Genomic DNA, 25,936 nt, shown 5'->3' with positions numbered 1-25,936 from the left:
AGATCGGACCCATTGCCCTGGGGTTGCCCCCTTAATCCCGCACACGCTCCGCTAACCGCCGCCCAGTGGCATCCACAAGCTCTATTCGCAGCGGCATCTGACCGGCTGCATGGGTGCTGCAGCTCAGGCAGGGATCAAAGCAGCGGATGCCCGCCTCCACCCGGTTGAGCAGGGCCTCAGGGATTTCGGCGCCCTCGGCAAGTGGCGCGGGGCCGAGGTAGTGGCGGGCGATCTGAGCCACGGTGCGGTTCATCGCCAGGTTGTTTTGGCCGGTGGCGATGATCAGGTTCACCCGGGTGATTAGGCCGTCGTCATCTACCCGGTAGTGGTGGAACAACGTGCCCCGGGGCGCCTCGCTCACCCCAACCGCCTCGTTGGCGTTGAGGCTGGCATGGCTGCGCACGTGGGGGGATTGCAGCTCGGGATCCTGCGCCAGCTGGCCGATCGCCTCCAGACAAGCCACGATCTCCACCAGACGGGCATGGTGATAAGCAAACGACGAGTTAGCAATCCTGCCGCCGCTGGCAGTTGTGCCGTTGCGGGCGCGAAAGGCCGCCAGCTCGGCATCGGCCCAGGGGGTGCCGATCCGCTCGCACACATTCAGGCGCGCCAGGGGGCCCACTCGATACATCCCCTCCGGATAGCCAAGGGGCTTGTAATAAGGGAATTTCAGGTAGCTCCAGCTCTCCACCGCCTCGCCCAAGAAGCTGACGTAGTCGTCTTCTGAGAGGCCATCGGCCACCACGGCGCCGCTGCTGTCCACCAGCCGCAACAGGCCATCGATGCACGACCACTGACCCTGGTCGTCCACCAGGCCCATGAACAGGGAGTCGAAGGTGCCAAACACTCGCTGCTCTTCAGCCAGCTGCTGATCCAGCAAGCGCTGAAACACCTCCAAGGCCAGCCGCACCGTGGCTTCGGCTTCGGGCAAGCGCTGATGGATCCAGGCCGCCGTCTCAGGCGTCATCGGCGTGCGAACGCCCCCGGGCACCGCCCAAGCCGCATGGATCTTGCGGCCCGCCAGCTGCTCGATGAGCTGCTGGCCAAATTGGCGCAGGCGGATGCCGGCTCGGGCCAGCTCCGGATCGGCCGCCATCAGGCCAAACACGTTGCGCTTGGCCGGATCGCTATCCCAACCCAGCAGGAAATCGGGGCTGCTGAGGTGAAAAAACGAGAGGGAGTGGCTTTGGCAGATCTGGGCCAGGTTCAGCAGCCGCCGCAACTTGCGGGCCGCCGCAGGCGGCTGCACGGCCAGCAACTTGTCGCCGGTTTTCGCCGCGGCCAGCAGGTGGCTCACCGGGCAGATGCCGCAGATGCGCGCCGTAATACCCGCCATTTCCGTGAAGGGCCGGCCCTCACAAAAGGTTTCGAAGCCGCGATACTCGACCACGTGGAAGCGGGCATCAGTGATCCGGCCCGACTGATCGAGATGCAGGGTGATCTTGGCGTGGCCCTCGATGCGGGTCACCGGATCGATCGTGATCGTGCTGGTCATGGCTTAGTCAGACTTGAAGTGCTGTGTACGCAGGCCCTGGCGCCAAGCACATGGATAAACACCAAGGAAGAGATAAGAGAAAGAGCATTAATAAGCCACGAGCTGATACCAAAAGAATTCGCTAGTACCATCGTCATTATCGCTAACAATAACTCCTTTGATCTTGCGCAGGCTCCCAGACTCAACAGCGATGGATTCGGCCTTGGTCAAGACAATGCGCCCATCTCGACTGAGAGGGATGGCCGCATCCACCAAGTCAAGCAATACGTTTGACCGCAAATTACGCCGGGGTATCACTCCAACAAAACTACCCAGCACTGCGCCATCAGCATATGCATTTCCCGTAGCCTCTACAGAAGCTGTGTAGACCAAACTATCGCGTTCAGGCCAGTATTCACCCCCCGAAAGACCCGCCTCAAAACCATCTACAGCAGGCAAACGGACAGGAATGACCTCAGGCCTCGCAACACTGGAGCGGCGGCCCTGAACATAATCAATAAATTCTTCCTTGGGTATCGCAAATATCATGTTCCCACCAGCGTTAACCCGATTCAAGAGCAGCACTTGCGGACCTGCCACGATCAGGCCCTCAATATTTAGACGATCAAGCCCTCCCACCTTCTTCAGCTGTGCATAAAGAGGAGCCAGTTGAAATTCCTTGACTTCAAACCCAATCCCACCACCAGCGCCATCCCTGTTCTCACGGATCAGATACCCCCTTTCCCGCAAACCGGCCTCACTACCAGATCCGAGCACCACCTGATGATCGAATCCATTGAGCCGAATCGCCGCCGATGATTCCAAATCAGGCTTGAACTGCTTAGCAATTCGTCCGGCTGGGTCCAGCGAGAAGGTTCCCAGTTGATGTTTGTCCTTAATGGAGAGACTGTTATCCAATTCGTAGGCCCAAGGGCTATCGTCACCGAAAACCCAGAAGCGCCCGCCCTGGGCAGTCACCGCGGATCCCGAAGGCAGATTCAGGAGACGCTTGGGGGTGGAGATCTCAAGCGCAAACCTCGCTTCAGAAGCCCGGGCCTTACCTCCTGAAGTCAGCGCAAGTATCGCCAGAGCACCCACCAGGAGGATTTTCATGCTGGCAATTCCATATAAAGATCCAGTCCCAATCAAACTAATTCTGTTCCATCTTGGGCGCAGCACCAGTCGCCTTAAACCGGAAACCTGCCAGCCCTCAGCCAAACCTCAGCTGCTCAGCGCCCTGCTGCTGCGGCCGCTCGCCGCGCAGTAGGTCTTCCAGAAACTCCCGGATCCGCTCCGCCGAGGGCGGACAACCCGGCAGGAAGTAATCGACCGCAATCACCTCATGCAGCGGCAGCACTCGCTCCAGCAGCTCCGGCACGATGCCGGGGGCGTGGGGATGCTGGGCGCCGCGATCGGCCAGCTCCACATAACCGCGCTCCAGCACGCTCTGGCGGCTGCCACCAGCCACTCCGGCCCAGAGGTTGCGCAGGCCCGGCACGTTGGCGCTCACGGCGCAATCACCAAAGGACACCACCAACTTGCTGCGGGCCCGCAGCTGCAGCGCCAGCGCGAGGTTGTCGGCATTAGCCACCGCCCCCTCCACCAGGCACAGATCCACCCCCTCGGGAAACACCTTGATGTCGCTCGCCACCGGTGAGTAGACGATCTCCACCGCTGCGGCGAGCTCAAAGAGCCATTCATCAAGATCGAGGAACGACATATGGCAGCCGCTGCAGCCGGCCAGCCACACCGTGGCAAATCGCAGCTTTGGGGGTTGCACCTGGGGAGTGGTCATTGGTTGTGCCAGCGGCGGTCAGTGCGCGCTTCAGCCAGCTGCTGGGCCCGCTCGGGGTGGGGCTGCTTCTCGGCGGTGGCGTCCTGCTTACGGAACAGGGCGCCGGTGGGGCACGCATCCACGCACTTGCCGCAGGAGGTGCAGGCTTCCACCTCGCCCCAGGGCTGGTCGAGGCCGGCAATGATCGAACAGGCGCTGCCCCTGTAGCCCACATCCCATACGTGCGCCCCTTCGATCTCGTCGCACATCCGCACGCAACGGGTGCAAAGAATGCAGCGGTGGTGATCTAGCCCAAATAGGGCGTGGGAAGCGTCGACATGGCGCTTGGGGTACTGGTAGGGGAAACGGGAGTGGTCCATGCCCACCTCCACCGCCACGTCCTGCAGCTCGCAGGCGCCATTGGCCACGCAGAAGGCACACACATGATTTCCCTCTGCGAAGAACAGCTCCACCGCCATGCGCCGGTAGCTCTCCAGCTCCGGTGTGTGGGTATGAACCACCATCCCTTCAGCTGCGGTGGTGACGCAGGCCGGCTCGAGTTTGGGGTGGCCCTCAAGGTCCACCAAACAAAGCCGGCAGGCCCCCACGGGGGTAAGGCCATCGAGGTGACAGAGGGTGGGCACTTGCAAACCGGCGCTGCGGATCGCCTGCAGCAGCGTTGCATCGGCCGCCACCGTGCAGGGTTGGCCGTTGATCTGCAGGGTGATGCTGGGTGACGCCTGGGTCATGGCCCAGCCCCGGCGATGGCCGCCTCATATTCAGCGCGAAAAAAGCGCAAGGTGCTCAGCACCGGATTGGGAGCCGACTGGCCCAGCCCACAAAGGCTGGTGGCCTTGACCATGCCGCAAAGCTGCTCGAGCTGCACGAGATCCGCGCCGGTGGCGCGCCGCTCCACGAAGCGATCGAGCAGCTGCTCCAGCTGCACCGTGCCGGCCCGGCATGGCAGGCACTTGCCGCAGCTCTCGGCCACGCAGAAGCCCATGAAATAGCGGGCCAGTTCAGGCATCGCCAGCGACTCGTCGATCACCACCATGCCGCCCGAACCCATGATTGATCCCAGCGCCTGCAGTCCCTCGTAGTCGACCGGGGTATCGAGCAGCGCCGCCGGCACGCATCCGCCCGAGGGGCCACCGGTTTGCACCGCCTTCACCACGCCGAGACTGCCGTTGGGGTTAGCAGGCACCCCTCCTCCCATCGTTTCAACGATGGTGCGCAGGCTGGTGCCCATCTCCACCTCGATCAAGCCGGTGTGGGTGATGGCACCAGAGAGGGCAAACACCTTGGTGCCCTTGCTGGTGGCGGTACCCATGGCGCCATACCAGGCGCCGCCCTGCCGCAAGATCGCCGGCACGGCGGCAAAGGTTTCAACGTTATTGATCAAGGTGGGCAGGCCCCACAAGCCCGACACCGCCGGATAGGGCGGCCGCGGCCGCGGCGTGCCCCGCCCCCCCTCGATCGAATGCAGCAGAGCCGTTTCCTCGCCGCACACGTAGGCCCCGGCACCGATGCGCAGCTGCATAGCGAAGCCCGCCAGCAGACCCCTGGCCTCAGCAGCAGCGATGGCGCCGCGCAACCGCTCAATGGCCAATGGGTATTCGGCCCGCACGTAAATGTAGCCTTCATTGGCACCAACGGCATGGGCTGCGATCGCCATGCCCTCCAGCAGCCGGTGGGGATCGCCCTCCAGCACGGCCCGGTCCATGAAGGCACCCGGGTCGCCCTCATCGGCATTGCACACCACCACCTTGCTGCTGCCCGGCTGAGCCGCCACCAACTGCCATTTGCGGCCGGTGGGATAGCCGGCCCCGCCGCGGCCCCGCAGCCCGCTGCGCTCCAGCTCCTCCACCACGGCTTTCGGTGCCAGCTGCCGGCAGACGGCGAGGGCCGCGTAGGCGCCTTGGGCAAGGGCATCTTCGAGGCAGCCGGGGTCCACCAGGCCACAGCGCTCCAGCACCACGGATCGCTGCAGGGTGAAGAAGGGATGCTGCGGATCCAGCTGGCGCTCAGCGGCCACGCCGCCAAACAACTCGACGCGGCCATCTTCGTGGTCTGCGGCGGCGAGGGGACCTTGACCACACAGCCGCAGGCAGCCCACCGACTTCACCCGCTCCGCCCCGTGCTGGGCCACCAAGCTATGCCGCAGGGCCGCTGCCCCCGCCGCCCGGCAGGAGGTGGCATCACAACAGCGCCAGGAGATGGCCGCCTTCATTGTTCTGGCAGCGCACCGGGATCGCCGTAACCAACAGTGCCATCGATCACCAGCACCGGTGCCTGGCCGCAGGCCCCCACACAACTGGCGGTCTCAAACGCCACCCCCCGCCGCCGTAGGCCCGCCTCCAGCCGCTCCGCCCCCCGCACAAAGCAGGCGGTGCCACGACACACCACACAGCGGTGCAATGGCGGGGGAACAAGGCGAAACAGGTGATAAAAACTGGCCACCCCCATCACATCGCTTAGGGGGCGCTGCATGGCAACCGCCAGCTGCTGCAACTCAGCCCGCGGCAGATAGCCATGCCGCTGCTGCACAGCATGCAGGCGTTCAATCAGCGAGGCGTCCAGGGCATGGCAGCCGGGGCGATCAGGTGTCGTTGCCACCGAGGTCGTCCTCAAAGCCCTGATCGGGATCAAACTCGCTCCAGCCGGGGCTGGCGTCGTTAAAGAGTCCAAAGCGGGCCGCCTCGTCATCCATCTGGGTATTGCCGGTGGGACGGGTATCGCAGCTGATGCCGCCATCGGCGGTGGGCTGGCAATTGTCAAACTCCACCCCGGCCCGGCTTGACTGCCCCAGGAGCAAACCAATGCTGATGGCCCCCACTGCAAGGGCTGATCGAAATATCAGAGCCATGGGAGATATCCGTGCCATGGGGATCGGCAACCAGAACGGCTTACTGGGATGATGACTCCGGTTTGGCCTCTGAGCGATGTACACGGACTGGACTGCCGTGATTTTGCTGCTGTTAACTGCGGCGCCCCTAGCCGTGGTGGTGGCTACCGCAGCCTTTTTCATCTGGCGGAAGAAGAAGCAGAAAGGCTGACCTGAAGCCCAGCCCTGCCTTGAAGAATGGCGGCGACGGTGGTGGCAGCCCTGGCCTGCAGCACCTTGCCCTGCCCTAAGCAATCAAGGCAGGTGCGGTAGCGCTGATCGTCCAGACGCAGCATGCCGCTGCCTCCGCATTGCTGACAGCGGCAGGAATTTGCGTGGCTTGACCGCTGCAGGGGCCCGTCGGAGTAGGTCATCGAAATGTCCCCATTCGGGGACTTAGCGCTAACCGCCAGTGTGATGCGCTTTTCCCCACTTGATCCCGAAACCTTCCTTAAGCCTGAGCGCCGCGGAGGATCTGGTCCAGCCGCTCTGAGCTGAGTTGCTGCAGTAATTCAGCGGCTGAAAGGCGGCTGCCCGCTGGCACCAAAGCCGCGCTGGCTGCCAGCTGGCCCACCACTGCCGCTGCATCCATGCCGCGCTGCTGGTAGCCGGCGAGCCCCTCGGCCCCCTCTCGCTTGCTGAGCCGGTGCCCGCCGCCATCGCGCCAGAGCGGCACATGGCCGTAGCGGGGCGGGGCCGCGCCCAGGGCCGCCATCACGGCCACCTGGGAACCAGTGGCACTCCAGAGGTCGTCACCGCGCACCACATCGCTGATTCCCAAAACCAGCTCATCCACCGCCGTGGCCAGGTGATAAGCGAGGTAACCATCAGCCCGGCGCAACACCACATCACCAACAGCCGCTGGCCCATCGAGCTCCCCAGGAGCGCCATAGCTCTCCAGCCAATGCAGGCGCCCGGGCTCCAACCGCAAGCGCCAGCTGGGCAGCCGCCCCTGCTCCGGCCCCCAGCCGCCACTGGCAGCCCGGCAGGTACCCGGATACACGGCAGTAGCGCCGTGGGGCGCAGAGATATGGGCCAGCAGGCGGCGACTGCAGCGGCAGGGATAGAGCAAGCCATGGCGCCGCAGGGCTGACAGGGCCGTGGCATAGAGCCCGCGCCGCTCGCTCTGGCGCAGCACCGGCCCGTCCCAATCAAGACCCAGCCAGGCCAGATCAGCCAGGATCGATGTCTCAGCACCGGCCCGATTGCGGGGCGTGTCGAGGTCGTCGAGGCGCAGCAACCAGGCACCCCCCCGCAGCCGAGCGTGCAACCAACTCAGCAGGGCCGTGCGCAGGTTGCCGCGGTGCAGAGCGCCGGTGGGGGATGGGGCGAAACGGCCGCGATAACCCCGCTGGCGCTGGGCCAGGCCGGCCTCGACCAGGGCCTGCAGGGGGGATGGCAGCGGCACAGCAGCCAGCAGGGGGGAAGCATCACTCAGGGGTCCACTCTGCCGTGGGCACAAAAAAAGCGGCCCCTAGGGGCCGCCATGACAGGTATTACCTGAAACCAGATCAGCCCTGGACGCGGTCTTTGAACATCTTGCCGGCGGTGAAGGCAGGCACCCGCTTAGCGGGGATCTTGATCTTCTCGCCGGTCTTGGGGTTCAGACCCTGGCGGGCAGAGCGCTCACGGGGCTCGAAGGAGCCGAAGCCCAGGATTGACACCTTCTTGCCTTCCACGACCGAGTCGATGATGGTTTCGATGGCGGCGTCGACGACTTGGGAGACGTCGGTCTTAGTGAGCTCGGTGCGGGCGGCAACGAGGTTGACGAGATCAGCTTTGTTCATGGGAATAGGAAGCCTCGGGGGTGGCGGTCGGGTTGCGACGAAAGGTGGCGAGTCGGAGAACCCCGACCGGCCCTGAGATGAGCGCGCCAATGGTATGGGGCTCTGGACGCTGCTGCAACACAGAAGTGCTCTGCCGCAACGGTTTTCGTGACAATTTCCCCACATGGGGGGTCCAGGAAGGCCCCAAATGGCTCAAAAGACGATCCCAGCTAGCAGCTCCGCCCCCCCATGAACGAGCTTGTCGCCCCGCAGGGCACCAAGCCCGCCACCACTGGCGATCCAGTCGGGAGAGCCGGCCGGCAACCAGCTGCGCAGCCGCTCCAAACTGGCCAGCTGGCGGGGCCAATGGAAGGTGCGCGCCGTGCGCAAGGGCGCCAACGCAGCTGGTCCGGTTGGTAGCAGCAAGCGCCCACAAAACAGGCCATCGACTGCTCCAGCACGCACCAGCAGCACGCAGGAGCCCGGCGTGGGCCCTGGGGTCCAGAGCAGTTGGACCCCAGGCGCCAGGGTTAGCTGCTCGCCAAAGCTGGTACACCCCTGCACACCCGGCAGCAGATAGGCCTCCTGCTCCTGCACCAGCACAGACCAGCCCAGGGCCTCCTGCCAGCGCCGGCAGCGGCCGTGGCCCTCGCGGCTAGTGAGCACGATCCTGCCTGGCCCCACCAGCTCAGTGCGCTGGCGCAACATTGCCAGATTTGCTTCAGTGAATCCCGGACAATCCACCAGCAGATCTCCGCTACCTCCATAGGCAGACGCCTCCAGCAGCCAGCTGCTTCCCCCCTGGCTATCGCGGCTGGGGGCGAACAGCCACAGACCAGGGCGCACCTGCTGGGGCGGCCGGCCGGATTCGGGGGGTTGGGTCAACTGGGTCAACTTGTTTAAGCAGGTGGCGCGGGCAATGGCAGGGCAAGGGGTGGAGCCCAATCCGTCCGGAGACGGTCACCGCAGGCAACTGCCTGCTGCCCCAGACCAGATTCGCGCCTAGCGTCATTGCAGCAGGCTCGGCCCCTTGACGGTCCAATTCAACAGTCCTGAGCTAGCTCCGCCGCCGAATCACCACCAAGGGATTCACATCGGCCACCCCTGGCCGCTTGGGGCAAGCCTCACCGTCCGGGGCGTCAATTTTTCGGTGGTGGCCCCTCTAGCTACCCGGATCGAGCTGCTGCTGTTCGCTGATGGCGAGGCGAGCGAACCAGCGCGGGTGGTGGAACTGGACCAGCGGCACCGCTCTGCTGATCACTGGCATGTGGAGGTGGAGGGTCTGGGCCTGGGCAGCTGTTACGGCTACCGGGCATTTGGGCCGTTGCAGCCGGGCGGCCATGGCTTCAATCCGTCCAAGGTGCTGCTCGACCCCTGTGCCCGAGCGATCGCCGGCTGGCAGAGCTATCAGCGTGGCGGCGCCGTTGGGGCGGCACCCAACACCGGCCACTGCCTCAAGGGAGTGGTAACCGAGCGCGACCGCTTTGATTTCCATCACGCCCCCCGGCCGCGTCACAGCTGGCAGAAGAGCGTCGTCTACGAAATGCACGTGGGTGGCTTCACCCAGGGCCCGGGTTGTCCCGTGCCGGCCCAGCTGCACGGCAGCTTGCTTGGGCTGATCCCCACCATTCCCTACCTGAAGGATCTGGGCATCACCACCATCGAGCTGCTGCCGGTGATGGCCTTCGATCCCAACGACGCCCCGGCCGGACGCCACAACTATTGGGGCTACAGCCCCTTGAGCTGGATGGCGCCCCATCCCGACTATCTGGTGGGCGATGACCCGCTCAGCGGCCGCGACCAGGTGCGGCAACTGGTGACCGCCTGCCACCGGGCCGGCATCGAAGTACTGCTGGATGTGGTCTACAACCACACCACCGAGGGCAATCAGGATGGGCCCACCCTCAGCTGGCGCGGTTTCTGCGACCGCCTTTACTACCAGCAGAGCGCCAAAGGCGATTACCAAGATGTGAGCGGCTGCGGCAACACCATTGCGGCCAATCGGCCGCTGGTGCGGCGGCTGATCCTGGAATCGCTGCGCTGCTGGGCCACGGAGCTGGGCATTGATGGCTTCCGCTTCGACCTGGGCATCGCCCTCAGTCGCGGCGACAACCTGGCCCCCCTGGACTCGCCGCCCTTATTCGAGGACATGGAGGCCGACCCGGACCTCAGCGACCTGAAACTGATCAGCGAACCCTGGGACTGCGGTGGCCTTTATCGCCTCGCCGACTTCCCCGCCCGCCGGGTGGCCACCTGGAACGGTCGCTTCCGCGACGACCTGCGTCGCTTCTGGAAGGGTGATGAAAAAACCTGCTGGACCATGGCCCAGCGCCTCAGTGGCAGCCCAGACCTTTTCACCAACACGCCGGTGCATCCAGGTCAGTGCATCACCTTCCTGACCGCCCACGACGGCTTCACCCTGGCCGATCTGGTGAGCTTCAACGGCAAGCACAACCTGGCCAACGGCGAGGACAACCGCGACGGCGACAACCACAACAACACCTGGAACCACGGTGTGGAGGGCCCCAGCTCCGATTCCGCCATCACGGCCCTGCGCGAGCGTCAGCTGCGCAATCTGCTCACAAGCCTGCTGCTCGCACCGGGAGTGCCAATGCTGTTGATGGGCGATGAGGTGCGCCGCAGCCAGGGCGGCAACAACAACACCTGGTGCCAGAACAACCCCCTCGGCTGGATGCACTGGCAACCAGATACTGGCGACCTGGCCCTGCGCCTGTTTCTGCAACGCCTGCTGCAATTGCGGGCCCATCTGGCCGGGCTGTTCAACCCCGAGCTGCCCCTTGATGACAAACCCCAAAGGCGCAGCGGCGATCGCGGCCACCTCTGGCGCCAGTGGCACGGTGTCGAATTAGCAAGCCCGGACTGGGCGAGCTGGTCCCACACCCTGGCCTGGAGCCTCAATGACAGTCACCAGGGCCCCTTGGTTTGGTGCGGCATGAACGCCTACAGCAAGGCGATGCACTTTGAGCTGCCCAGCTGCCGCCAGGGCTGGCTGCGGGTGATTGACACGGCCCTACCCCCCGGCGAAGACCTGCCTTCCCAGCCTGAGGCGTGGCTACCCGCCGGCGCACCCCTGCAGAGCCGCAGCCTGATGCTGCTGGTGGCGGCCCCGCTGCTGGAAGGCAGAAAGCTTTAAAGAGCGGGCGGCGGGAATCGAACCCGCATCATCAGCTTGGAAGGCTGAGGTTTTACCACTAAACTACGCCCGCGGCAGTACACGTGTACGAGTCACATGCCCTGATGCTGTTACCGAAGTAACCCAGCTCAGACATTATGGCCTGCCCACCCCAAGCCCCAAGCGGCCCCGATGATTACAGCTGAAGAACCAAGCTTGGGGCAGGCAGCCCGGCGTCGCCTGCTGTGGAGCTATGGCCTCGGCGACATCGGCACCGGCATGGCTGCCACCCAGCTGGGCTTCTACCTATTTGTCTTTTACACCGGTGTGGCCGGGCTGCCGGCCTGGATGGCGGGCCTAGTGCTGATGGTGCTGAAGGTGTGGGATGGCATCAACGACCCCCTAGTGGGCTGGCTCAGCGACCACACCAAGCACCCCTGGGGCCCGCGGCTGCCCTGGATGGCTGGCAGCGCCCTTCCCCTAGGCCTTGCGCTGGTCGCGATGTGGTGGGTGCCGCCGGGGGGGAACTGGCAGAAGTTCTCAATTTTGGTGGCGATTCAGCTGGTGGCCATGGGGCTGTACACCTGCGTCAACCTGCCCTACTCGGCCCTGGCCTCCGAGCTCACCAGCTCCACCCAACTGCGCACCCAGCTGAATGCCAGCCGCTTCACCGGATCCATCCTGGCTGGATTAGCCGGCTTGGTGCTGGGGGCCCTGCTGGTGGGCCAGGGCGCGGAGGGCTACCTCCGTATGGGCTGGGTGTCCGGAATTGTCCTCACGGTGTTCACCCTGCTGTGCTGCTGGGGCTTAGCGCCCTTCGCCCGCAACTGCCAGCGCCCTACGGGCCACCCGGAACCGATCAGGCGCCAACTGCAGCGCATTGCCGCCAACCCTCGCTTTCTCAAGGTGCTGGGGCTTTACCTGCTGCTCTGGTGTGCCCTGCAGCTGATGCAGCCGGTATCGCTGATTTTCCTGGCCGTGGTGATGCAGCTGCCGGAGAGCTGGAGCACCTGGATCCTGATTCCCTTCCAGCTCAGTGCCCTGGCGGGGCTGCAGCTGTGGAGCCGGGTGGCAGGGCGCCACGGCCGCGTCTGCGCCCTGCGCTGGGGCACGGGGCTGTGGATTGCCGGCTGCCTGGGAGCCAGCCTGCTGGTGCCCCTCGATGGCAGCACTGACCCACTGGGCAGCTTCAGCAATGGCATCTCCCTGGGCCTACTGGTGCTCACGATCATGGTTACGGGCCTGGGGGCCTCCACCGCCTACCTGATCCCCTGGGCCCTATTGCCCGATGCAATCGATGCCGACCCCGACAAACCGGCCGGGCTCTACACCGCCTGGATGGTGATCACCCAGAAACTGGGCATCGGTGTGGCCGTGTTTGCCCTTGGTAACGGCTTGAGCCTCAGCGGCTATCAGGCCGCCCAGGGACTGGCCCAGCCCACTACTGCCCTCACCACCATCCGCCTATGCATGGGCTTGATTCCGGCCGTGCTGATCACCGCTGGCCTGCTGGTGATGCGACGCTGGCCGGAGAAAGGCCTGCACCGCCAGCCATGAAGCGCCCCGCCTGGCTGACAACACCGCGCTGGCTGCGGCGCCTAGGAGCCAGCCTGCTGGTTGGCGGCCAGGCGGTGAGCGCCATCGCCAAGGGGCGCATCGGCTTCAACGATCTGATGCAAGAGCTGATGGAAGCCGGCCCCGGCAGCTTCCTGATCGTGCTGATCACGGCCTTGGCTGCAGGCACCGTGTTCAACATCCAGGTGGCTGCGGAACTCTCCAAACAGGGCGCCAGCGCCACGGTGGGCGGTCTATTGGCCCTGGGGCTATCACGGGAGATCGCGCCACTGCTCACCGCCACCCTGCTCACCGGCAAGGTGGCCACTGCCTATGCGGCCCAGATCGGCACCATGAAGGTGACTGAGCAGATCGACGCGATCACGATGCTGCGCACCGACCCCGTGGAGTACTTGGTGGTGCCCCGGGTAGTAGCGATGGTGATCATGGCGCCGGTGCAATGCCTGCTGTTCTTCTGGGTGGGGATCTGGTCGGGCCAGGTGAGCAGCACGCTGCTCTACAACATCCCCCCGGCGGTGTTCTGGAGCTCGGTGCGCACCTGGATGGAGCCCGACGACCTGCCCTCGATGCTGCTCAAAGCCCTGGTATTCGGGCTGCAGATAGCTGTGATCGCCTGCGGCTGGGGACTAACCACCCGGGGTGGTCCCAAGGAGGTGGGCACCAGCACCACCGGCGCCGTGGTCATGATCCTGGTCACAGTCGCCCTGATGGACGCCCTGCTCACCTCGCTGCTATTCACCTGATGACCTCCCCTGCCCCCGGCACTAGCGGCGTAGTCCTCGAACCCGCCTACGGAGTAGCCCTTGGCGTGATTGGCCTGGGACTGGCAGCTCTGGCCCTAACGCCGCTGTGGGCTGGGGCCATCTGGCTCAGCCTGGTCGTAGCGGTGTTCGGTTTGTTTCTGCTGCTACAAACCCGCCTGCTGCGGCTGGAATTTGGCGGCGATGCCCTGCTGGTGTGGCGTCAGCAGACCCTGCTGCGCCGCTTCCCCTACCAAGAATGGCTGAGCTGGACGATCTTTTGGCCGGGGCTGCCGGTGCTGTTTTATTTCCGTGAACAGGGCAGCATCCACTTCCTGCCCGTGCTCTTTGATGCAACCAGCCTGCGCCAGCAGCTGGAGCAGCACCTGAGCCAGCTTCCCCCCGCCGCACCTCCCGATTCCCCAAGCGATGTCTGACGACCCCAGCCAGGCTTCCCCCACCCCTGCCAGCCCCGAGCCCCCCTCAGCAGCACCCTGGCAGGAGCTGGCCCTTACGGAGCTGCAGCAGCAGCGCACGGCCCTGCTCGAGGAGATCCGCGAGCTGGAAGCGCGCCGCGGCCAGATCCAAAAAGAGATCGAAGCGAGCTTTGCAGGTCAGGCCGATGGGGTGGCCAGGCGGCTCAAGGGCTTCCAGGACTACCTGGTGGGAGCCCTGCAGGATCTCGCCGTGGCCGCCGAGCAGGTGGAACTGGTGCCCCAGCAGGTGCTGGTGCAGCCCTCCCCCCTCGACCAGATCAGCAGCACCCCCGTAGCCAGCCAACCCCTAGCGGCTGTAGCGGCCGCGGGGCTGTTCGGCCCAGACGAAGTCCTGATTCGCGAGCGCCTTGCGCGCTTTGGCGGCCAGCCCGACTTCTACGCCGATCCCTGGCAGCTGCGCCGCAGCCTGGATGCCAGCGGAGCCGCCCTGCTCGACGACTGGTTCCTGGGCCAGGGGGGCAGGGGCGCCCAGCCCAGCTGCGGCAGCCGCAGCCGCAATGCCCTGGTGGCCGCCGCCGCCATCGCCATCCTCGGCGAACTCTATGGCGAGCGCTTCCAAACCCTGGTGCTGGCCAGCCAACCGGAGCGTCTGGGGGAGTGGCGCCGCGGCCTGCAGGACTGCCTGGGCCTTTCCCGCGAGGATTTCGGACCCAGCAGCGGCATCGTCCTGTTTGAGCGGGCCGATGCCCTGGTGGAGCGGGCCGACCGCCTCGAAGAGCGGGGCGAGCTGCCCTTCATCGTGGTGGATGCGGGCGAGCCGGTAATCGAGATCCCAATCCTGCAGTTTCCGCTCTGGTTGGTCTTCGCGGCCGGCCCCGGCGAACTTATGGCCGACGAAACCTATTAACCCCAGCCACCGTGACCCTCCCAACAGCCGTGACCCTGCTCACTTTGGCCATGCTGATCGCCGGCTACCTGCTCGGCTCAATCCCCAGCGGTTACCTGGCGGGGCGCTGGCTGGCTGGCCTCGACATCCGCCGCGAGGGTTCCGGCTCCACCGGTGCCACCAACGTGCTGCGGGTGGTCGGCAAGGGGCCGGCCCTGGCGGTGTTCTTAGTGGATGTGCTCAAAGGCGCCGCCGCCGTGCTGCTGGCCAAGACCCTGCTCGACCCCTTTGGCGTTGGCGTAGTACTGGCTGGCCTAGCGGCGCTGGCTGGCCACATTTGGCCGGTGTGGCTGGGCTGGAAGGGTGGCAAGGCGGTGGCCACCGGCCTGGGGATGTTGCTGGGGCTCACCTGGCCGGTGGGGCTGGCCTGCTTCGGCATCTTCTTGGCCGTGCTCAGCCTCAGCCGCATCGTGTCCCTATCCAGCGTCGTGGCGGCGCTGGCCCTGCCCCTGCTGATGCTGGGCTGGTTTGCTGATCAGGGGCTGGGTCTGCGCTGGCCATACCTGGGCCTGGCCCTGCTCACCACCGTGCTGGTGCTGTGGCGCCACCGCAGCAACATCAAAAGGCTGCTAGCCGGCACCGAACCCAGACTGGGGGCTTCCAAGGACTGATCAAGACAAGGTCTGATCAAGACAAGGATTGATCGAGACCAGGATTGATCGAGACCAGGACTGATCGAGACCCCAAGCTCGCGTTCAGGCCAGCTCGCGGCTGCGCTGGGCAGCAGCCAGCACGGCCTCGATCAAGGCTGAGCGCAGGCCAGCTTTTTCCAGCTGACGCAGACCGGCGATGGTGGTACCAGCCGGGGAGCTCACCATGTCCTTGAGCTGGCCAGGATGGAGATCGCGCTCCTCCAGCATGGCGGCGCTGCCAGCCAGGGTGCGGTGAGCCAGCCGCTGGGCTAGGAGCCTCGGCAAGCCGGCAGCAACAGCGCCATCGGCCAAGGCTTCGGCTACCACCGCCACAAAGGCGGGCCCAGATGAGGTGAGCGCCAGAAAGGCATCGAGCTGGGCTTCAGGCAGCTCGTGCACCTCGCCCACCTGGGCGAAGAGCTGCTGCACCCAGCGGCGCTGGTCTGAGGGCACCTCGGCGCCAAAGGCCAGGCCCGTGAGGCCCGCCCGCACCAGGGCCGGGGTATTTGGCACGGCGCGCACGCACTGCCAGCCGGGAAACAAACGCTGCAGCCGCGCCAGGGTGACCCCGGCGAGCACGGAGATCAGCAGTCCGCCCGAACCACCAGCCGCCGCCGGTGCCACGGCCTCGAGCTGCTGGGGCTTGACCGCCAGCAACACCACCGGCGCAGACCAGGCTGCAGCTGCATCAGTAGCCACGGCCAAACCGTGGGCTTGGGCCAGGCAGGCGGCCGAGGCTTCGCTGGCGACAACTGCCCGCACACCCTCGCGCTGCACCAGACCTGCTTCCAGCAGGGGAAACAGCAAAGCCTGGGCCATACGGCCCAGGCCCACTACGCCGAAGGTTGGCGTCACAACCGGCCTAAATGGCGGCGTCCTGGCGGCCCCAGGCCGGGCTGGGGGCCACGTCCTGCTGGGGCTCGCTGATCTCGCGGCTCACGATCGTGGGCGAAGAGGCCTCGTCGCTGGTGGCGTTGGTCACCGTGACGCAGCTAGGCGCAAACAGAAAAATGCTTTCACCCACCCGCTCCTGGTGGCCGTCAATAGCGAAGGTGCCGCCTGCCACAAAATCCACGGCGCGCTGGGCCTGATCGGGCTCCATCATCGTGAGGTTGAGGATCACGGTCTTGCGCTCGCGCAGGGCCTGAATGGCGCGGGGCATTTCATCGAAGCTGCGCGGCTCCATCAGGGTCACCTCGGCAACGGCCGTGGAAAGGCCGGGCATGCCGATCACGTTGGTGCCGGCAAAAGGATCGTCAGCGCTGAAATCGGAACTCAGGGCTAGAGCGCTAGAACGACTGGTGTAGCTCGGCTCAGGCTGCTCGCCGCCGTCGTAATCGAGCTCATCGTCGTAGTCGCCATCGAGATAGTCGTCTCCTGAGACAACGGCACGCAGACGGGAAAACAACGACACGAACTGAACCTCACAGGTTGCTTTCTACCTGAATAGCGTCCCACACCAATCGCGGCAAGGCTTTCAAGCGGAGATTGGCACCTTGTGGAGGAATTAATGAATTTGGCGAGGGCCAAACAGGCCGCTACCAATGCGAACCCAGGTGCTGCCAGCCGCAGCCGCCTCGGGCCAGTCGCCACTCATACCCATCGAGCGCTCCGGCAGGCCCAGCTGCGTCGCCAGGGCGTCGCACTCACCAAACAGGGCCCGGCGCTCGGCCTCGCCCAGGCCCAGGGGCGCCAGGGTCATCAGGCCCAAGGGCTGCAGGGGGGCTAAGCCAGCCAGCTCGGGCCAGTGCTGGCAGAGCTCAGCGGGCTCAAAGCCGGTCTTGGCGGGATCGGGGCGAAATTTCACCTGAAAAAACACCGCCGGCTGGCGCTGCTCCTCGGCGGCGATGCGGGCCAGGCGCCTAGCCAGCTCAAGGCTGTCGAGGGAGTGGATGGTGCCGAAGTGGCGCACCACACCCCGGGCCTTATTGGCCTGCAGCCGACCGATGAAATGCCAGTCGAGGGGCGCCAGATCGGCCAGCTCGGCCTGCTTGAGCACCGCCTCCTGCAGGCGACTTTCACCAAAGCTGCGCTGGCCGGCGGCCACCGCTTCGCGGATCCGATCAGCGGGCTGACCCTTGCTCACCGCCAACAGGCGGCAGCCTGGCGGCAGCTCGGCCTGGAGGGCGGCCAGTCTCCCGGCCAAGGATTCAGATGAAGGTCTGATCAAACAACTGACGCCAATGGGCGTGGGCCTCGGGACCATCGCGGCGGGAGCGCACCAGATTTTGCTCAGCAAAGTGGCGAGCATCCATCAGCGGCACCACCTCAAAGGTGGCGCCACGGGGCTGCAGGGTGACGACGAAAAAAATGCGCTGGGCATAGAGGGTGGCGAACAGATCCCGGCCTTCGGAAACCGCCGCCACCCGATAGAGCATCCCGAAGGTGGGATGGTTGAGGTAGCGCTCCGGACTCACAAATGCGCTGCTCGTCAATGCGCTGCTCACCGATGCGGTCGAACTTGGCCATTAAAGGTCACCGACTTTCCAACGCAGCAGGAGCATCAGCAGCAGCAAGCCCGCCGCCGTGGCGTTGAGCAGGCCCAAGCCCCGCCCCGCAACTGCTGGTCGCAGCAGCTGGTCGGGCGGCAGCCAGACCCCGCCGCGGGCCAGCAGCGCCTCAGCTCCCTGCTCGGCGCGCAGCAACACATTGGCCAGCAGCCGCTCTCCCAGGGCCAGCACCAAAGCCAAGCCCCCCTTCCAGCCCAGCTGCTTGAAATTCACGGCGCGGGTTGCAATAGATCGCAACAGGTTTTGCAACTCCTCCTGCACCAGGGGCAGGAAGCGCAGGGCCAGTAGCAGGGTGAAGCCAAGCCGCTCCACCGGCAGGCCCAGCCGGGCCAAGGGCGCCAGCAGCCAGCTGATCGCCCACACCAACTGTTCGGGGGAGGTGCTTAGCAGCAGCAGGTTGGCGCTGTGCACCAGGGTGAATAGCAGCGTGGCGCCGTTGAGGCCCAGCTCAGCTGAACGTCGGGTCACCAGTAGGGGGCCAGCGCGCAGCAGCACCCAGGGGGTGCCGGCTCGCTCTGGCGGCGGGCTACCAGGGGGGCCGGGCTGGAGCCGCAACTCCGCCGGCGGCCGCTGCAGGGCTGCGGGTGCCGCCGTGCCCGCCGGCAGCAGGGCCGCTAGGGCACCCACCAATAGGGCCAGGGCCAGTAGCAGCGGCACGCTGCGGCGCCATAGCCGCCAGCTGAGCCCGCTAGCGGCGGTAATCAGCAGCAACAAGCCCACCAGGCTGAGACGCCAGAGCGGTCCTGCCAGGATCGGCGTTACTAAAAAAATCAGACTCCAGGCCAACTTCAGGCGCGGATCAAGCCGGCGCAACCAGCTGCCACCCGTGGCCGCCTCCGCCGGATCCGGGGCGGCAAATTGGCCGATGGGGATCTGGCGTAAAAAATCCACCTAAGCGCAGGCCCTAGCGCCCACGAGTCTGGCTGCGGGCCAGCTCCTTCTCAGCATCGCGCTGCTGCTTACCGCGCCAGAACAGCTTGATCGGCGTGCCCTCAAAGCCCAGGCCCTCACGGATCTGACGCTCCACATAGCGGCGATAGGTTTCACCAAAGAGCCTCGGCTCATTGACAAACAACGTGAAGCTGGGGGGCCGCACCGCCACCTGGGTGCCGTAGTAGAGGCGGCCCTGGCGGCCACCACGGCTGGTGGGCGGCGTGCGCCAGCTGAGCGCTTCGGTGAGCACCTCATTCACCACCGAAGTGGTGACGCGGCGGCGGTGCTGCTCCACCGCCAGCAGGGCCAGGGGGAAGATCGCCTGCACCCGCTGGCCGCTGAGGGCAGAGGTGAACAGCATCGGCGCCCAGTCGAGGAAATAGAGCTTGGCGCGGAGCTCCTTCTCCATCGCCGGCATGGTGTGGCTGTCTTTTTCAATGGCATCCCACTTATTCACCACCACCACGCAGGCTCGGCCGTCCTCTTCGATGCGGCCAGCCAGGCGCTGGTCTTGCTCGGTGACGCCATCGAGGGCGTCAATCACCAGCACGCACACATCGGAGCGCTCGATCGCCTTGAAGCTGCGGCTGATGCCGAAGTATTCGGGGCCGTAGCTCACCGAACGGCGGCGGCGGATGCCGGCCGTATCGAGCAGCTTCCAGGTTTTGCCCTCCCGCTCGATCGTGGTGTCGATCGTGTCGCGGGTGGTGCCCCGAATCGGGCTGACGATCGCCCGGTTTTCACCGCACACCGCATTGAGCAGGCTGGATTTGCCCACATTGGGCCGGCCGATGATCGCCAGCTGAATCGGCTCTTCGCCCTCGTCTTCTTCGGTGGGGGGCAAGTAACTCACCACCTTGTCGAGCAGGTCGCCGGTGCCGGCACCGTGAATCGCCGAAATCGGGAAGGGCTCGCCCAGGCCCAGGCCCCAAAACTCGGCCGCCATGGCCAGGCCCGCATCGGGCGACTCGCACTTATTCACTGCGAGCATGGTGGGAACCCCCTGGCCCCGCAGCCACTCGGCAATCGACTGGTCGGCGGCGGTGCAACCCAGCTGACCATCAACAACAACCAGGGCCACGGCCGCCTCGGCCAGGGCCAGGTTTGCCTGCTCGCGAATCTCCGGCAGAAACTCGCTGTCGTCGTCAAACACCAAGCCGCCGGTGTCGACCACCCGGAAGGTGCGATCGGCCCAGTAGCCCTCTTGATAGGTGCGATCCCGCGTCACGCCGGGCGTGTCGTGCACGATCGCTTCGCGGCTGCGGCAGAGCCGGTTCACCAGGGTGGATTTGCCCACGTTGGGGCGGCCAATAATGGCAACGACCGGTAAGGCCAATGGAGGTATTCCTACGTCTGTCCTGTATTGACCCTACAGAGAGACCTAAACCTCAGCCATCAGGTGATGGGCAGGTCGCCTGCATGCCCCAGCACCGGATCAGCCGGCGCCGCCAACAGCTGCGGCAGCGGCCCGCTCTCCGGCAGGGCTTCATCACGCTCCGCCAGGTGGGCCAGCAGCCAGTTCACGGCGGTGGCGCGGCGGGTGCGGCGCGGGTAGAGCTCGCCGATCGTGTAGCCCGCAAAACCCAGCTGCTGCTTGAGCAGCTGCTTGTGCTCCTTGGCGATCGAGCGGGTGAGCGCCACGGCCGGCGGCCGCTCGGCGATGAACTGGGGTTCAAGGGGGAAGGACTCCCGCCAGCCAGCGCTGGTAGCCGGGCCGGCGCTCCAAGTGCCGGAGCCATTCAGCTCATATCCCAGGCGCGGCCAGATCAGCTCACACACGAAGCGATCGCTGGTGCGGTCGGCCAGCACCGCCTCCAGCAACTCTCGGCTCAAGGGGTAGGGCACGGCAGCGGGGGCGGCCTGAGCGGAAGCCATCGGCCTGAAGCATCACAATCGGATCACCATGATCACTGCTTCACCGATCACAGCTTCTCCCCTGCAGCTCTCTGGCAACGGCACATCCCGCGCTCTGCGCTGCCGGGTGCTGCAGTCGCCTCTCGCGGGGGTGAGCGATCGGATTTTTCGCGGCCTGGTGCGGCGCTGGGCCCCCGACGCCCTGCTGTTTACCGAGATGGTGAACGCCACCAGCCTGGAGCTGGGCTTCGGGCTGCAGAAGGTGGAGGAGCTGGCTGAGGAAAGCGGCCCGATCGGTGTGCAGCTGTTTGATTACCGGCCCGCCGCCATGGCCGAGGCGGCCAAGCGGGCCGAGGCCGCCGGCGCCTTTCTGATCGACATCAATATGGGCTGCCCGGTGAAGAAGATCGCCAAGAAAGGCGGCGGTAGCGGCCTAATCCGCGATCCCGAGCTGGCGGCCCGCCTGGTGGCAAGTGTGGCCGCGGCCGTAGCTCTCCCGGTGACGGTGAAAACGCGGCTGGGCTGGTGCGATGGCAGCGATGCGGTGAGCTGGTGCCAGCGGCTCGAAAATGCAGGTGCCCAGCTGCTCACCTTGCACGGCCGCAGCCGCGAACAGGGCTTCAAGGGTCAGGCCGACTGGGCCGCGATCGCTGCGGTGAAGGCGGCGCTGACGATCCCGGTGATCGCCAATGGCGACATCAACAGCCCCGAGGATGCGGTGCGCTGCCTGGAGCAAACGGGCGCCGATGGGGTGATGGTGGGCCGCGGCACCATGGGCGCCCCCTGGCTGGTGGGCCAGCTCGATGCGGCCCTCAGCGGCCGGCCGATCCCAGCCACCCCCGGCGCCCTCGAGCGCCTCGCCCTGGCGGCGGAGCAGCTGCAGGCCCTGGTGGCGGCCAAGGGCGACCACGGCCTGCTGATCGCTCGCAAGCACATGGGCTGGACCTGCAACGGCTTCCCAGGCGCACCACAGTTGCGCCATGCCCTGATGCTGGCCCCCACGCCGGAAACCGCCCTAGCGTTGCTTGAGAACGCTGCAGCGGGCCTGGAATGACTGCGGAGCTCTGGCTCCCCTGGCTGCTGCTGCTCTGGCCCCTGTGGCTCAGCCGTCGCCCGGAAGCGAGCCGGCCCCTGTGGATGCGCCGCAGCCTGCTGGTGCTGCTGGCCCTGTTCAGCCTGCGCTATCTGCACTGGCGGGTGACGGCCAGCCTCAACCTCAACAGCCCCTTGGCGGCCAGCCTGAGTGTGCTGCTACTGCTGGCGGAGGGCTGGTTGCTGCTCAGCGGCCTGCTGCCGCTGCTGCTGGCCTGGCGCCGCTTCAGCGATGGCCGCGCCGAGGCCGATGCCGCCCAGGCCCGCTGGCAGGCCAGCGACTGGCGGCCCTGGGTGGATGTGCTGATTCCCACCTGCGGTGAACCCTTACCCGTGCTGGAGCGCTGCCTGGTGGGTTGCGGCAGCCTTTCTTATCCGCAGCGCACGGTGTGGGTCCTCGATGACGCAGGGCGGCCAGAAGTGGCAGCGCTCGCCGCGGCCCATGGCTGCCGCTACCACCACCGGCCCCAGCGGCTGCATGCCAAAGCCGGCAATCTCAACGCCGGCCTGGCCCTGGGCGCCGGTGACCTCGTGGCGGTGTTCGATGCCGACTTCGTGCCCCAGCAGCATTTCCTCAACCGCACCATCGGGCTGCTGCTCGACCCGGCTGTGGGCCTGGTACAAACCCCCCAGTGTTTCTTCAACGCCGATCCGGTGATGCGCAACCTGGGGCTGGAACGCTGGTTGCTGCCCGACGAAGAGAGCTTCTACCGCTGGATTGAGCCCGTGCGCAGCGCCTGGGACGCGGTGGTGTGCGCCGGCACCTCGTTTGTGGTCCGCAGGGCAGCCCTCGCATCGGTGGGAGGGTTCGTGGAGGCCGCCATCTCAGAAGACTTCGTCACCGGCGTTGCCTTGATGGGCCAAGGCTGGCAACTGAAGTACCTGAGCGAAAAGCTCAGTGCCGGCCTGGCCGCCGAGAGCATGCACGATTTCGTGCGGCAACGGCAGCGCTGGGCCGCCGGAACCCTTCAGGCCCTGCGGCTCCCGCAAGGGCCCCTGCGGGTGGCCGGATTGCAATGGCATCAACGCCTGGCCTTCCTCGAAGGCGGACTGCACTGGTTCAACACCGTGCCCCGGCTGGTGCTGCTGCTGATGCCCCTCAGCCTCGGCCTGCTGGGGGTACTGCCCGTGCATGTCACCGCGGAGGCCCTTGTGGAGCGCCTCCTCCCCCTCTGGCTGGCCCTGTTGCTGAGTGTGGGTTGGCTCAACCGCGGCAGCCGCCATGCCCTGCTGGCCGAATTGCCCGGCTGGGCCCTGACGGTGCCCCTCGCCACCACGGTGCTGCTCAGCCTCTGGGGCCGAGTGCAACCCTTCCGCATCACCCCCAAACACCGGGTGCGCGAGCGCGGCGGCATCGCCCCCGTGCTGGGCCTGCCCCTGCTCGCCCTCCTGCTGCTCAATGGACTGAACCTCGGAGCCTTGATCCGGGCCGTGCTGGCCGGCCCGATCAGCCCTGGCCAGAGCCTGGGGCTGGCCTGGGCGGGATTGAATCTGCTGGGCCTGCTGGTGGCCCTGCGGGTCTGCTGGGATCGGCCCTGCCCCGATCCCACCCCCTGGCTGGGCCTGCGCCTCGACGTTCAGCTGCTCGGGCCCACGGGCCAGCGTCGCCACGCCCAGCTGACGGCCATCAGTGAGCGTGGCGCCGATCTGGAGTGTCCGAAGCCCTGGCCAGGGGGAGCGGGTTGGCGACTTGTGTTCGCAAGTGCCGCCGGGGGTGCCAGCGGCGTTCCGGCCCTGGCCCTGAAGCCTCTGGCGGAAGCTCCGCTGTCATCGCTGACCAGGCCGATCGGCCCGCCACTGAGCGTGGACTGGGATCCAAGCGATTCCCAAGGTCTGCTCGCCCTGCGCCGCTGGTTGTTCAGCAGGGCGGGGGCCTGGCCCGATCGGCAGGCTCCGCCGGAATGGCTGGCCCTGCTGGCAGTGCTCAGCCAACTGCCCTGGCCGCCCCCACCACCGCAAGCGGGACGGCGAAGCCTGGTGAACCAGGCCCTCCATCCAGACCCTGCGCCTGACCCTGGGGACAGCGGCGGGCCGTGAAGTCGCAGGCATAGATCGCCGGTTTCTGCCAGCTGAGGGGGATCTCCAGCAGGTCGCGGCTGCCGGTGATGCCTTGCACCGCCAGCAACACTGCCACCAGCACATTGGCGCTCACATGCAACCGCCGCATGCGGGGTGAGCGCTGGATCTCCGGACGGGCCGCCATCGCGAACAACAGCAGACCGACGAGGAGGGAGCCACTCCAGTAATGGGACCCCCAAAACCCTGCGCTGAAGGGGTTGTCACTGACGCGCCAGATCTCCGGTTGGCTGCCCAGGCCCAACAGACCCGCCCAGAGCAACAGGGCAAAGGTGGCCCTCAGGGCCGGGAGACGCACGTGCCACAGGGCCAGGAGGGCAAGCACGCAACCCAGGGCCACCAGCAACAACAGCACTAGCCGCCCCGCGCCTCCAGGGAAGGCGGCAGCCGGATCGAACCAGCGGTTGAGAAACGAAAACAGCAGCGCGATCAACACCGCAACCACCACGCCGGCCGTCAGCCAACGCCCATGGTCGGCATGTTCCTTCGGCACGGCCACCGGCTGCTTGCTCTGGCCAAGCCGCCGCTCCCGCGCCAGCAATCCAAGCCGGATCGTCGCCCCCACCACCGGGTAGACGAACAGGATGATCAGCACCGGATGCACCAGGGCCAACCAGTCGATCGGGGTCATGCTGCCGTGGGCGATCAGGTTGAGTCTGGTCAGAACGGCGTGGCCCGTCTACAGCATCAGGGCAACACGTCCGGCCAGCCCTGACGGATCAACAGCAGCGAAAAGTAGGGCTGCTCCTCGGCGGGCACCGCGGCCGCCGCCGCCAGCAGCTGGTCGGGCCAGCCCACGCGCTGGGCAAACAGGCTGCCGGCCAGCAGCCCCCGGGCCTCCAGCAGGGGTCGCACCCAGGCCCAACGGTGCCCGAGCTTCAGCAGGGCCAAGACCGTGCCCTCCCCGGCAGCGTGCTCCAGCAGGGCCTCCAGTTCCCTGGAGGTTTCCGGGGTGGGGCGGATCAGCAGGGCCTCCTGCTGCAGGGCTAGGGGCCAGGGCAACCCCTGGGAGGAGGCGGCCGCCGCGGCCGCGGCCACCGCCGTGATGCCGGGGATCACCGCCACCGGACAGCTGGGATGGCGCTCCGCCAGGGCCAACAGGGCGTAGGAGGCGCTGGCATAGAGGGAGGCGTCTCCCTCGCACAGCAGCACCACAGCCTGGCCAGCAGCCACTTCTGCGGCCAGGGCAGCAGCTGCGGCATGCCAGGCCTGGCGGCGCGGATCCGCCTCGCTCACCATCGGAAACAGCAGCGGTAGGCGCCGTTGCTCGGGGCTAATCCAGGGGGCGGCGATCTGGGCCGCCATTCCCTCCGCCTCGAGCCGGGCCACCGGGTAGGCGACCACCGCCGCGGCCCCAATGGCCCGCACCGCCGCCACGGTGAGCAGTTGAGGATCACCGGGGCCAACCCCTACCAGGGTGAGGCCTGCCACCGGCGCCAAGACTCCCGGAGATTCTGCCGAAAACACAACGGGCCTGCTGCTGCAGCCTTTCTAAGCTGGGAAAAGACCGTGATCTGGCCCGATGACTCTTCTGCAGGTATTTGGCACCGGCCCAGCCGCAACAGCCGCACCAAACCTCAGCAGTAGTGATCCGGCCGCAATCGCCGCCACCCTGGCGGCAATGGGCATTGGCTTTGAGCGCTGGCACGTCGAGGGCGGCTTGGCCCCGGATGCCGATCCGGCCGAAATCCTGGCTGTCTACGCCACCGAAATCGCGCGGGTGCAGGCCGGCGGTTCATACCCCACGGTGGATGCGATTCGCCTCACACCAAACCATCCCGACCGCCAAGCCCTGCGCCAGAAGTTTCTGGCCGAGCACACCCACAGCGAAGACGAGGTGCGCTTTTTCATAGAGGGCCGCGGCCTTTTCTGCCTGCACATCGGCGATGCGGTGCTGCAGCTGCTCTGTGAAGCGGGCGACTGGATTTCCGTGCCGGCTGGCACGAAGCACTGGTTTGACATGGGTCCCGAACCCCATTTCTGCGCCCTGCGCTTCTTCGACAACCCCACAGGCTGGGTGGCCGAATTTACCGGCGATCAAATCGCCGACCAATACCCCCGCCTCGACGAGTTAGCCACTTAGAGTTTGGTTTGGAGCGAAAAAGAAGTT

Annotated in this window: 28 protein-coding genes and 1 tRNA gene; 9 read left to right on the top strand and 20 right to left on the bottom strand. The window is 66.2% G+C overall.

Features of this window, described 5'->3' with window-relative positions; genetic code table 11:
• Positions 1-31: 31 nt before the first annotated feature.
• From KBY73_RS03245 to KBY73_RS03200, 10 genes are all read right to left on the bottom strand, one after another.
• A complete protein-coding gene (locus tag KBY73_RS03245) occupies positions 32-1,495 on the bottom strand; it encodes a Ni/Fe hydrogenase subunit alpha (RefSeq protein WP_254935677.1) in 1,464 nt (487 codons plus the stop codon).
• Positions 1,496-1,582: 87 nt separating this feature from the next.
• A complete protein-coding gene (locus KBY73_RS03240) occupies positions 1,583-2,587 on the bottom strand; it encodes a DUF6929 family protein (protein WP_254935676.1) in 1,005 nt (334 codons plus the stop codon).
• Positions 2,588-2,684: 97 nt separating this feature from the next.
• Positions 2,685-3,269, bottom strand: coding sequence for an oxidoreductase (locus KBY73_RS03235; protein ID WP_254935675.1), 585 nt, complete (start codon positions 3,267-3,269; stop codon positions 2,685-2,687).
• A complete protein-coding gene (hoxU, locus tag KBY73_RS03230) occupies positions 3,266-3,997 on the bottom strand; it encodes a bidirectional hydrogenase complex protein HoxU (RefSeq protein ID WP_254935674.1) in 732 nt (243 codons plus the stop codon). Before hoxU ends, KBY73_RS03235 begins: the two co-directional genes overlap by 4 nt.
• Complete coding sequence (locus KBY73_RS03225; protein WP_254935673.1) at positions 3,994-5,478, bottom strand: NuoF family protein; 1,485 nt, start codon at positions 5,476-5,478, stop codon at positions 3,994-3,996. The genes hoxU and KBY73_RS03225 overlap by 4 nt, the downstream gene beginning before the upstream one ends.
• A complete protein-coding gene (locus KBY73_RS03220; protein ID WP_254935672.1) occupies positions 5,475-5,864 on the bottom strand; it encodes an NAD(P)H-dependent oxidoreductase subunit E in 390 nt (129 codons plus the stop codon). Before KBY73_RS03220 ends, KBY73_RS03225 begins: the two co-directional genes overlap by 4 nt.
• Positions 5,848-6,114 (bottom strand): hypothetical protein, encoded by a 267-nt coding sequence (locus KBY73_RS03215; protein WP_254935671.1) that lies wholly within the window; start codon positions 6,112-6,114, stop codon positions 5,848-5,850. Before KBY73_RS03215 ends, KBY73_RS03220 begins: the two co-directional genes overlap by 17 nt.
• A 469-nt stretch (positions 6,115-6,583) precedes the next feature.
• The gene (gene gluQRS / locus KBY73_RS03210; RefSeq protein ID WP_254935670.1) at positions 6,584-7,540 is read right to left on the bottom strand and encodes a tRNA glutamyl-Q(34) synthetase GluQRS; all 957 of its coding nucleotides are present in this window, start codon (positions 7,538-7,540) and stop codon (positions 6,584-6,586) included.
• 103 nt (positions 7,541-7,643) lie between these two features.
• On the bottom strand, positions 7,644-7,919 hold the full coding sequence (locus tag KBY73_RS03205) for an HU family DNA-binding protein (RefSeq protein WP_006911342.1): 276 nt from the start codon (positions 7,917-7,919) through the stop codon (positions 7,644-7,646).
• Between the two features lie 192 nt (positions 7,920-8,111).
• The gene (locus KBY73_RS03200) at positions 8,112-8,792 is read right to left on the bottom strand and encodes an MBL fold metallo-hydrolase (RefSeq protein WP_254935669.1); all 681 of its coding nucleotides are present in this window, start codon (positions 8,790-8,792) and stop codon (positions 8,112-8,114) included.
• Between the two features lie 193 nt (positions 8,793-8,985).
• Between KBY73_RS03200 and KBY73_RS03195 the strand changes: the two genes are divergently transcribed.
• Positions 8,986-11,052: a glycogen-debranching protein gene (locus KBY73_RS03195; RefSeq protein WP_254936192.1), complete on the top strand. Its 2,067-nt coding sequence runs from the start codon at positions 8,986-8,988 to the stop codon at positions 11,050-11,052.
• Between the two features lie 2 nt (positions 11,053-11,054).
• On the opposite strand, the gene KBY73_RS03190 is transcribed toward KBY73_RS03195, so the two are convergent.
• Positions 11,055-11,125 (bottom strand) — tRNA-Gly (locus KBY73_RS03190).
• Positions 11,126-11,223: 98 nt separating this feature from the next.
• Between KBY73_RS03190 and KBY73_RS03185 the strand changes: the two genes are divergently transcribed.
• Genes KBY73_RS03185 through plsY form a run of 5 tightly spaced genes read left to right on the top strand, consistent with a single transcriptional unit; the run spans position 11,224 to position 15,340 of the window.
• The gene (locus tag KBY73_RS03185; RefSeq protein WP_254935668.1) at positions 11,224-12,588 is read left to right on the top strand and encodes an MFS transporter; all 1,365 of its coding nucleotides are present in this window, start codon (positions 11,224-11,226) and stop codon (positions 12,586-12,588) included.
• A gap of 14 nt (positions 12,589-12,602) precedes the next feature.
• Positions 12,603-13,349 carry an ABC transporter permease gene (locus KBY73_RS03180; RefSeq protein ID WP_254936191.1) on the top strand — a complete coding sequence of 249 codons (747 nt, stop codon included), beginning with the start codon at positions 12,603-12,605 and terminating at the stop codon, positions 13,347-13,349.
• Positions 13,349-13,783 (top strand): DUF3119 family protein, encoded by a 435-nt coding sequence (locus tag KBY73_RS03175; RefSeq protein ID WP_254935667.1) that lies wholly within the window; start codon positions 13,349-13,351, stop codon positions 13,781-13,783. The genes KBY73_RS03180 and KBY73_RS03175 overlap by 1 nt, the downstream gene beginning before the upstream one ends.
• Entirely contained in the window at positions 13,776-14,690 is a 915-nt protein-coding gene (locus KBY73_RS03170; RefSeq protein WP_254935666.1) for a DUF3086 domain-containing protein, read from the top strand. Before KBY73_RS03175 ends, KBY73_RS03170 begins: the two co-directional genes overlap by 8 nt.
• 50 nt (positions 14,691-14,740) lie before the next feature.
• Positions 14,741-15,340 carry a glycerol-3-phosphate 1-O-acyltransferase PlsY gene (plsY, locus tag KBY73_RS03165; protein WP_396096676.1) on the top strand — a complete coding sequence of 200 codons (600 nt, stop codon included), beginning with the start codon at positions 14,741-14,743 and terminating at the stop codon, positions 15,338-15,340.
• A gap of 84 nt (positions 15,341-15,424) precedes the next feature.
• Here plsY and proC read toward each other — a convergent pair whose 3' ends face one another.
• The 7 genes from proC to KBY73_RS03130 all read right to left on the bottom strand — a co-directional run bounded on the left by proC (position 15,425) and on the right by KBY73_RS03130 (position 20,679).
• Complete coding sequence (proC, locus tag KBY73_RS03160) at positions 15,425-16,216, bottom strand: pyrroline-5-carboxylate reductase (protein WP_254935664.1); 792 nt, start codon at positions 16,214-16,216, stop codon at positions 15,425-15,427.
• Between the two features lie 7 nt (positions 16,217-16,223).
• On the bottom strand, positions 16,224-16,775 hold the full coding sequence (locus tag KBY73_RS03155) for a cell division protein SepF (RefSeq protein WP_254935663.1): 552 nt from the start codon (positions 16,773-16,775) through the stop codon (positions 16,224-16,226).
• Between the two features lie 93 nt (positions 16,776-16,868).
• Positions 16,869-17,567: a YggS family pyridoxal phosphate-dependent enzyme gene (locus tag KBY73_RS03150; protein ID WP_396096489.1), complete on the bottom strand. Its 699-nt coding sequence runs from the start codon at positions 17,565-17,567 to the stop codon at positions 16,869-16,871.
• The gene (locus KBY73_RS03145) at positions 17,512-17,778 is read right to left on the bottom strand and encodes a PipX family protein (protein ID WP_106502177.1); all 267 of its coding nucleotides are present in this window, start codon (positions 17,776-17,778) and stop codon (positions 17,512-17,514) included. Before KBY73_RS03145 ends, KBY73_RS03150 begins: the two co-directional genes overlap by 56 nt.
• 51 nt (positions 17,779-17,829) lie before the next feature.
• Positions 17,830-18,762: a CbiQ family ECF transporter T component gene (locus KBY73_RS03140; RefSeq protein WP_254935661.1), complete on the bottom strand. Its 933-nt coding sequence runs from the start codon at positions 18,760-18,762 to the stop codon at positions 17,830-17,832.
• 13 nt (positions 18,763-18,775) lie between these two features.
• Positions 18,776-20,140, bottom strand: coding sequence for a ribosome biogenesis GTPase Der (der, locus tag KBY73_RS03135; RefSeq protein WP_254935660.1), 1,365 nt, complete (start codon positions 20,138-20,140; stop codon positions 18,776-18,778).
• 59 nt (positions 20,141-20,199) lie between these two features.
• Positions 20,200-20,679, bottom strand: coding sequence for a DUF1823 family protein (locus KBY73_RS03130; RefSeq protein ID WP_254935659.1), 480 nt, complete (start codon positions 20,677-20,679; stop codon positions 20,200-20,202).
• Between the two features lie 28 nt (positions 20,680-20,707).
• On the opposite strand from KBY73_RS03130, the gene dusB reads away from it, so the two are divergent.
• Positions 20,708-21,712, top strand: a complete 1,005-nt coding sequence (gene dusB, locus KBY73_RS03125; RefSeq protein WP_254935658.1) for a tRNA dihydrouridine synthase DusB — start codon at positions 20,708-20,710, stop codon at positions 21,710-21,712.
• Complete coding sequence (locus KBY73_RS03120) at positions 21,709-23,787, top strand: glycosyltransferase (protein WP_254935657.1); 2,079 nt, start codon at positions 21,709-21,711, stop codon at positions 23,785-23,787. Before dusB ends, KBY73_RS03120 begins: the two co-directional genes overlap by 4 nt.
• On the opposite strand, the gene KBY73_RS03115 is transcribed toward KBY73_RS03120, so the two are convergent.
• Positions 23,675-24,457 (bottom strand): DUF4079 domain-containing protein, encoded by a 783-nt coding sequence (locus KBY73_RS03115; protein WP_254935656.1) that lies wholly within the window; start codon positions 24,455-24,457, stop codon positions 23,675-23,677. The two genes, KBY73_RS03120 and KBY73_RS03115, sit on opposite strands and share 113 nt — an antisense overlap.
• A gap of 56 nt (positions 24,458-24,513) precedes the next feature.
• Positions 24,514-25,266 (bottom strand): precorrin-2 C(20)-methyltransferase, encoded by a 753-nt coding sequence (gene cobI, locus KBY73_RS03110; protein WP_254935655.1) that lies wholly within the window; start codon positions 25,264-25,266, stop codon positions 24,514-24,516.
• An 82-nt stretch (positions 25,267-25,348) separates the two neighbouring features.
• On the opposite strand from cobI, the gene KBY73_RS03105 reads away from it, so the two are divergent.
• Positions 25,349-25,909 carry an acireductone dioxygenase gene (locus tag KBY73_RS03105; RefSeq protein WP_254935654.1) on the top strand — a complete coding sequence of 187 codons (561 nt, stop codon included), beginning with the start codon at positions 25,349-25,351 and terminating at the stop codon, positions 25,907-25,909.
• Positions 25,910-25,936 lie beyond the last annotated feature (27 nt).

Source organism: Cyanobium sp. Tous-M-B4, from assembly GCF_024345395.1.
Taxonomy (GTDB): domain Bacteria; phylum Cyanobacteriota; class Cyanobacteriia; order PCC-6307; family Cyanobiaceae; genus Cyanobium_A.
This window is presented reverse-complemented; position numbering and strand designations above follow the sequence as displayed.

Coding starts and splice junctions, on each gene's coding strand:
- KBY73_RS03185 (WP_254935668.1), top strand. CDS start 11,224: ATGATTACAGCTGAAGAACCAAGCTTGGGGCAGGCAGCCCGGCGTCGC.
- KBY73_RS03115 (WP_254935656.1), bottom strand. CDS start 24,457: ATGACCCCGATCGACTGGTTGGCCCTGGTGCATCCGGTGCTGATCATC.
- KBY73_RS03205 (WP_006911342.1), bottom strand. CDS start 7,919: ATGAACAAAGCTGATCTCGTCAACCTCGTTGCCGCCCGCACCGAGCTC.
- KBY73_RS03225 (WP_254935673.1), bottom strand. CDS start 5,478: ATGAAGGCGGCCATCTCCTGGCGCTGTTGTGATGCCACCTCCTGCCGG.
- hoxU (WP_254935674.1), bottom strand. CDS start 3,997: ATGACCCAGGCGTCACCCAGCATCACCCTGCAGATCAACGGCCAACCC.
- KBY73_RS03245 (WP_254935677.1), bottom strand. CDS start 1,495: ATGACCAGCACGATCACGATCGATCCGGTGACCCGCATCGAGGGCCAC.
- KBY73_RS03105 (WP_254935654.1), top strand. CDS start 25,349: ATGACTCTTCTGCAGGTATTTGGCACCGGCCCAGCCGCAACAGCCGCA.
- KBY73_RS03150 (WP_396096489.1), bottom strand. CDS start 17,567: ATGGTCCCGAGGCCCACGCCCATTGGCGTCAGTTGTTTGATCAGACCT.
- plsY (WP_396096676.1), top strand. CDS start 14,741: ATGCTGATCGCCGGCTACCTGCTCGGCTCAATCCCCAGCGGTTACCTG.
- KBY73_RS03215 (WP_254935671.1), bottom strand. CDS start 6,114: ATGGCTCTGATATTTCGATCAGCCCTTGCAGTGGGGGCCATCAGCATT.
- KBY73_RS03175 (WP_254935667.1), top strand. CDS start 13,349: ATGACCTCCCCTGCCCCCGGCACTAGCGGCGTAGTCCTCGAACCCGCC.
- KBY73_RS03235 (WP_254935675.1), bottom strand. CDS start 3,269: ATGACCACTCCCCAGGTGCAACCCCCAAAGCTGCGATTTGCCACGGTG.
- KBY73_RS03240 (WP_254935676.1), bottom strand. CDS start 2,587: ATGAAAATCCTCCTGGTGGGTGCTCTGGCGATACTTGCGCTGACTTCA.
- KBY73_RS03170 (WP_254935666.1), top strand. CDS start 13,776: ATGTCTGACGACCCCAGCCAGGCTTCCCCCACCCCTGCCAGCCCCGAG.
- KBY73_RS03130 (WP_254935659.1), bottom strand. CDS start 20,679: ATGGCTTCCGCTCAGGCCGCCCCCGCTGCCGTGCCCTACCCCTTGAGC.
- dusB (WP_254935658.1), top strand. CDS start 20,708: ATGATCACTGCTTCACCGATCACAGCTTCTCCCCTGCAGCTCTCTGGC.
- KBY73_RS03120 (WP_254935657.1), top strand. CDS start 21,709: ATGACTGCGGAGCTCTGGCTCCCCTGGCTGCTGCTGCTCTGGCCCCTG.